Source organism: Azoarcus indigens (assembly GCF_004361735.1).
Taxonomy (GTDB): domain Bacteria; phylum Pseudomonadota; class Gammaproteobacteria; order Burkholderiales; family Rhodocyclaceae; genus Azoarcus; species Azoarcus indigens.
The window spans coordinates 66,037-72,668 of record NZ_SNVV01000027.1 but is presented as its reverse complement, the minus strand read 5'-3'; the positions used below and the strand labels follow the sequence as shown (position 1 = coordinate 72,668).

Here is a 6,632-nt window from a genome sequence, read left to right as displayed (position 1 = left end):
GAGAACCGGCAAGGGGTGAGCGCCCAGGGCGCCGGGACAAGACAACGCGGCGGCGAGGCTCTCACCACCGCGTCAGCGGTTTAGTTCAACGTGTTTTAGCCCGCAGTCCTGCGGGCTCGTTTTGAACGCTGCGGTATATCCAATCGGCCTCCGCAGTTCGAAATCATTGATGAAATTGAATTTTATGAAGACCCGTATTTATGAACCGTCATAACCAATCTGACAGCCCCCCGCAGACCTTGGAGCAAGCCACCTGCTCCACCGTTATCGGCAGTCCGGCTGCTTCCTGAGCGCTCAACTCCAGCGCACGCCTCACCACTTTGACGATATCTGGGTGGACAGCCGTCAGCTCCTTCAACGATGCCGGCCCTAGGGGAAATTCAGCCATATCTCCTCCTTCCGGCCCCAACCCTGCGGAACCGCCTCTTCATCCTTCCGCCCCGGGGGCCGTGCTGGCTAATGCTCGTCCGGCGTTCCAGCCGCCGCATCCCCCAGTCTGGTGAAGCGCAAAGGGCAAGGACCTGCCCATCTGCGGCTGCTTTTTTGCACCCACCGCCAAGCCCTCTTGCACCCCATGCCAAGCGACCCGCCCTCCAGCGGCGCACACTGCGCCAGCAACATCCCACTAAAAGACCAGACGAGGAGACGAGGATGAGCAATTCGAGCGAGCGGCCGACGATACGCAACCGCATGCTGATTGCCGGTGAATGGCAGGCGGCGGACAACGGTGCGACTTTCCCGGTGTACGACCCGGCCAGCGGCGAGTGCATCGCCGAGGTGCCGGCCGGCGGCAAGGCGGAGGTGGATCGCGCGGTGGCCTCGGCCAAGCGCTGCTTCGAGAGCGATGCCTGGCGCCACATGCTGCCGGCGGCGCGCGAGGCGCTGCTGCTCAAGCTGGCCGACCTGATCGAGCAGAACGGCGAGGATCTGGCGCGGCTGGAGACGCTGAACAACGGCAAGCTCATCGCCTTCTCCCGCGCGCTGGAGGTGGGCGCCAGCGCCCAGTGGCTGCGCTACATGGCGGGCTGGGCGACCAAGATCGAGGGCAGCACGGTGGATGTCTCCATCGGCTTCCCGCCGGGCGTGCGCTACAGCGCTTCCACCCGGCGCGAGCCGCTGGGCGTGGTGGGCGCCATCGTGCCGTGGAACTTCCCGCTGCTGATGGCGGTGTGGAAGATTGCGCCGGCCCTGGCCGCCGGCTGCACCGTGGTGCTGAAGCCGGCCGAGGAAACGCCGCTGACGGCGCTGCGCCTGGGCGAGCTGGCGCTGCAGGCCGGCTTCCCCGCCGGCGCGCTGAATGTGGTCACCGGCCTGGGCGAAGCTGCTGGCGCGGCGCTGGTGGCGCATCCGGACGTGGCCAAGATCGCCTTCACCGGTTCCACCGAGGTGGGCCGCATCATCGGCCGCCAGTGCGGCGGCGACCTGCGTCATGTGAGCCTGGAGCTGGGCGGCAAGAGCCCGGTGATCGTGCTGCCGGACTGCGATCCGGCCAAGGCGGTGGCCGGCGCCGCCGGCGCCATCTTCTTCAACCACGGCCAGGTGTGCACCGCCGGCTCCCGCCTCTACGTGCACCGCCGGATCTACGACCAGGTAGTGGACGGCGTAGGCACGGTCGCCAAGCAGATGAAGCTGGGCGCCGGCCTGGACCCGGCCACCGAGATGGGGCCGCTGGTGTCCGCCCGCCACCGCGCCCGCGTCACCAGCCTGATCGAGACCGGCAAGGCCGAGGGCGCGGAGCTGATCGCCGGCGGCGCCGCGCTGGAGGGCGCCGGCTGGTTCGTGCAGCCCACGGTGTTCGCCAACCGCGCCTGCAAGCCGCTGACGCTGGTGCGGGAGGAAGTGTTCGGCCCGGTGCTGGTCGCCATGCCCTTCGATGAGCTGGAGGAAGTGGTGGCCGCCGCCAACGACAGCGAATACGGCCTGGGCGCCAGCATCTGGAGCAACGACCTGACGGCGGTGCATCGCCTCATCCCGCGCCTGCAGGCGGGCTCGGTATGGGTGAACAGCCACAACCTGGTCGATCCCAACCTGCCCTTCGGCGGCGTGAAGAGTTCCGGCCTGGGCCGCGAACACGGCCGCGCGGTGATCGAGGCCTACACCGAACTGAAGTCGGTCTGCATCGCCTACTGATTCCTTTTTTCCCGCTTCACCACAACCGCAGTACCGGACCCGCCCCGCAATGCACGGGGCGGGCCTCACATCCGCTCGCTCGGAGGAGACACCATGCCCGCCAACAAGAACGGCAACACCCTATCCACTCCGCATTCCCGGCAGCCACGCTTCACGCCCGCGCTGCTCGCGCTTTCCTGCGCCCTCTCCTTCCCCGCTCTCGCCCAGGCGGCCCCGGCCGCGCCGGCGGCGGTGGATTTCGACCGCCTGGTCGCCGCCGACCGCGAGCCCGGCAACTGGATGAGCCACGGCCGCACCTACGGCGAACAGCGCTACTCGCCGCTCAAGCGCATCAACGAGAAGAACGTGGCCAAGCTGGGCCTGGCCTGGACCTACAAGCTGGACGTGGACCGCGGCGTCGAAGCCACGCCCATCGTCGTCGATGGGGTGATGTACACCACCGGCGCCAAGAGCATCGTCTATGCGCTGGACGCCCGCAGCGGCAAGCAGCTGTGGAAGTTCGACCCGGAGGTGCCCGGCCCGCGCCTGTCCGAAGGCTGCTGTGACGTGGTCAACCGCGGTGTGGCCGTGTGGCAGGGCAAGGTCTATGTGGGCGCCTACGACGGCCGCCTGATCGCGCTGGACGCCGCCAGCGGCCGCAAGCTGTGGGAGACCGACACCGTCATCGACCACGACCGCAGCTACACCATCACCGGCGCGCCGCGCATCGTCAAAGGCAAGGTGCTGATCGGCAACGGCGGCGCCGAGTACGGCGTGCGCGGCTACATCTCCGCCTACGACGCCGACAGCGGCAAGCTCGCCTGGCGCTTCTACACCGTGCCCGGCAACCCGGCCGAGCCGGCGGAGAACAAGGCCATGGAAATGGCCCGCGCCACCTGGAGCGGCGACGAATACTGGAAGCAGGGCGGCGGCGGCACCGTGTGGGACTCCATGGCCTACGACCCCGAGTTGGACCTGCTCTACATCGGCACCGGCAACGCCTCCTGGTGGAACCGCAAGCTGCGCAGCCAGGGCAAGGGCGACAACCTGTTCGTCTCCTCCATCGTCGCCCTGCGGCCGGACAGCGGCGACTACGTCTGGCACTACCAAGTGACGCCGGGCGACATGTGGGACTTCACCGCCACCCAGCACATCATCCTCGCCGACCTCGACATCGCCGGCGAGAAACGCAAGGTGCTGATGCAGGCGCCCAAGAACGGCTTCTTCTACGTGCTGGACCGGACCACCGGCAAGCTGCTGTCGGCGGAAAAGTTCGCCCCGGTGAACTGGGCCACCCACATCGACCTCGCCAGCGGCCGCCCGGTGTTCGACGAAAAAGCCGCCAACTACCTGGACGAACCCAAGCTGGTGATGCCCGCCTTCATCGGCGCCCACAACTGGCAGCCGATGTCCTTCAACCCGGCCACCGGCCTGGTCTACATCCCGATGCAGGAAACCGCCAACCTGCTCTCCGCCACCGGCACGCCGGAGCGTATCGCCCACAAGTCGGTAGTGAACCTCGGCATCGACGTGCCCGACCTTCCGGAAGATCCCAAGGTGGTGAAGGACATCGCCGCCAGCTTCAAGGGCCGCCTGCTCGCCTGGGACCCGGTGAAGCAGAAGGCCGCCTGGAGCCAGGAATACCGCACCATCTACAACGGCGGCACCCTCTCCACCGGCGGCAACCTGGTATTCCAGGGCACGGCGGACGGCCGCGTCACCGCCTACGCTGCGGACAGCGGCAAGCTGCTGTGGGAGTCGCCCGCCAACACCGGCGTCATGGCCGGACCGGTGACCTACGAGGTGGATGGCGAGCAGTACGTCACCTTCATGGCCGGCTGGGGCGGCACCTTCCCGCTCATCCTCGGCCCGCTGTCGCAGCGCGCCAAGGTGCGGCCGGAAGCGCGGGTGCTCACCTACAAGCTCAACGGCAAGGCCAAGCTGCCGGCACCGCAGAACCAGCCCCAGGCCCTGCCCAGGCTGCAGCAGCTCACCCTCACCGACGAAGCCGCCCTCGCCCACAGCCGCGGCATCTTCAACGGCTTCTGCGGCAGCTGCCACGGCCTCAACGCCGTCAGCGGCGGCGTCATCCCCGACCTGCGCTACCTGGATGACGAGAAGCACGCCCAGTTCCAGTCCATCGTCCTCGGCGGCCTGCGCGCCACCAAGGGCATGCCGCCCTTCGCCGGCACCCTCAGCCTCGACCAGGTGGAAGGCATACGCCAGTACCTGATCAAGCGCTCCCACGACCTGCAGAAGGAACTGGAAGCCAGCGCCGCGGCGGGCAGCCCGGCCAAGGCCAGCAAGACGGCCAGCGCCAGCGGCGCCAGGTAAGCGCGCCAGGGCAAACAGCGGGACGCGATCCGGCGGCGCTCATGAGACGCGGCCGGATCGCGGCAGGCCGGGCCTGAGCCTGGCCGGCTCCCGCTCGTTCTTACCCGCCGCCCCGCTCGCCACCACTTCAGCACATCCCCTTTGGTTTCACCCCGGAGCGGCCGGCAGGCCCGCCCCGGCGGACTGCTGCGCGCCTGCCACCCACTCGGCACCACACAAAGACAAAAGCAAGGAGACACACCATGAAATCCACCCTGCGCCTCTGCGGCGTGGCGGCCGCGCTCGCCCTCTGCCTGGGCAGCGTCCGCGCCGACGTCAAACCCTACGGCGGCGACTACGAAGCCGCCCCCGCCGGCACCGACCTCTTCCTCCTTTACTACCAGCATCACGAAGGTGACGAGGTCTATTCCAAGGGCAAGAAGGTGGCGGACGACCTCGGCGTGCGGCTGGACATCGGCCTGCTGCGCTATGTGCACTTCGCCGACTGGAACGGCTACCGCATAGATCCGCAGATCATCGTGCCCTTCGCCCACCAGCGCACCTCGGCGGCCGACACCACCTACGGCGGCCTGGGCGATGTCATCTTCGGCGGCACCCTGTGGACGCTGAACGACCCGGAGCGCAAGGAGTACCTCGGCTGGTCCGTCTTCATCACCGCCCCAACCGGCAGCCACCGCGACGACGGCTTCGCCGTCAGCGGCGACCGCTGGGCGGCCGACTTCCAGGTCGGCTACGTGCGCCGCCTGGCGCCGAAATGGACACTGGACCTGATAGGCGAAGTCGAGTTCTACGCCGACCGCCGCTACGACGACGCCCGCCGCGATCCCCTGCTCCAGGGCCACGCCCACCTGCGCTACCACTGGTCCGACGCCACCCAGCTCGCCCTCTCCTACCGCCACAGCTGGGGCGCCCGGGAACGCGCCGACGGCACCACCCTCACCGGCCGCCGCGACAACAACAACATGACCGTGGGCTGGGACAGCTGGCTGGCCAGGGACTGGCAGCTGCAATTGCAATACACCCGGGATCTGGAAGTGCGGGAAGGGCTGAAGACGCAGGGGGTGCAGGCTAGATTGTTGAAGGTGTTTTGAGGCTAGGCAGGGAACCGGCGGCGCTGCGTCGCCGGCCTCCCAGCCTTTCACTGCCGTTTCATTCGGCAGCAAGGCGGCAGCTTATCGACGAAAGCAGCGGGTGGGAACAGTTGGCCGCGTTCTCCCTGCACCCCGGCGGAGGCCTCGCCAGGGCAGGCCTCCTTCACTTGCGTCAGCCCACCGCCGCGGGGCGAGGGCGCGAGGAATCAACGTTCAGGAGACCATGAGCGGATGTACCCGCCTCAGACCTGCGCCGTCTCCAGCGCCCCTATCCCTCCGCTGCTCGCCACCACCTCCCCCTCGCACACCACCCGCAGCACCGAATCCGTGATGAAGCGCTCCCAGTGCGCGAGCGCGTCGGCATGCTCCATGTCTTCGCCGAGGAAGGCGGAGAGGGTGTGGCGGTTGGAGAGGTAGAAGTAGCCCAGCGAGGCGATCATGATGTAGAGGTCGCGGGCGTTGAGTTCGGCGCGGAAGAGGCCTTGGGCGACGCCGCTGGCGAGGATGCGGTCGAGGATGGCGATGGCGGGCGAGGAGTATTCCTGGGCGCGCTCGGACTTGGTGATGTGCTTGCCCTTGAGCAGGTTCTCGTTGTTGAGCAGGCTGATGAGTTCGGGGTTCTTGCGGTAGTAGTTCCAGACGAAGCGGACCACTTCGACCAGGGCCTCGCGCGGACGCCCGACGTCGAGGTCGAGGGCGCGCTCGGCGACGTCCATGCGGCGATAGACCTCTTCCAGCACTTCGACGTAGAGCTGCTCCTTGCTGCCGAAGTAGTAATAGATCATGCGGTCGTAGGAACGCGCCGCGCGGGAGATCTGTTCGACGCGGCCGCCGGCGAAGCCGTGGCGGGCGAAGATCTTGATGGCGGCCTTGAGGATATTGTCGCGGGTGGCTTGCGCCGAGCGCTCGCGCACGCCGGTGCGCTCGGCGGCGGGCTTTTTCGCCGTGCTGCGGCGCGGCGCCTTCTGGGTGCTCATCCTGGATTTCCTCTGTGGCCTGTTGCCTTTTGCATACCGCGGCCGCTCGTTGCGGCGGCCTTGCGGACCGGTCAGGACTGGCGCGGCCCGCCGGGGTCGCGCAAGCATAGCAGACGGCTCC

The 6,632-nt window shown here is 68.0% G+C and carries 4 protein-coding genes; 3 read left to right on the top strand and 1 reads right to left on the bottom strand.

Annotated elements, in window-relative coordinates:
* Positions 1-651 precede the first annotated feature (651 nt).
* The 3 genes from styD (at position 652) to C7389_RS21765 (ending at position 5,534) form a co-directional block, all read left to right on the top strand.
* A complete protein-coding gene (gene styD, locus C7389_RS21775) occupies positions 652-2,130 on the top strand; it encodes a phenylacetaldehyde dehydrogenase StyD (RefSeq protein WP_133594771.1) in 1,479 nt (492 codons plus the stop codon).
* A gap of 93 nt (positions 2,131-2,223) precedes the next feature.
* On the top strand, positions 2,224-4,443 hold the full coding sequence (locus C7389_RS21770; RefSeq protein WP_211168365.1) for a PQQ-dependent dehydrogenase, methanol/ethanol family: 2,220 nt from the start codon (positions 2,224-2,226) through the stop codon (positions 4,441-4,443).
* 242 nt (positions 4,444-4,685) lie between these two features.
* Positions 4,686-5,534, top strand: a complete 849-nt coding sequence (locus tag C7389_RS21765) for a transporter (RefSeq protein WP_133594769.1) — start codon at positions 4,686-4,688, stop codon at positions 5,532-5,534.
* Positions 5,535-5,776: 242 nt separating this feature from the next.
* Here C7389_RS21765 and C7389_RS21760 read toward each other — a convergent pair whose 3' ends face one another.
* On the bottom strand, positions 5,777-6,511 hold the full coding sequence (locus tag C7389_RS21760; protein ID WP_133594768.1) for a TetR/AcrR family transcriptional regulator: 735 nt from the start codon (positions 6,509-6,511) through the stop codon (positions 5,777-5,779).
* Between the last annotated feature and the right edge of the window lie 121 nt (positions 6,512-6,632).

Coding starts and splice junctions, on each gene's coding strand:
- C7389_RS21760 (WP_133594768.1), bottom strand. CDS start 6,511: ATGAGCACCCAGAAGGCGCCGCGCCGCAGCACGGCGAAAAAGCCCGCC.
- styD (WP_133594771.1), top strand. CDS start 652: ATGAGCAATTCGAGCGAGCGGCCGACGATACGCAACCGCATGCTGATT.
- C7389_RS21765 (WP_133594769.1), top strand. CDS start 4,686: ATGAAATCCACCCTGCGCCTCTGCGGCGTGGCGGCCGCGCTCGCCCTC.
- C7389_RS21770 (WP_211168365.1), top strand. CDS start 2,224: ATGCCCGCCAACAAGAACGGCAACACCCTATCCACTCCGCATTCCCGG.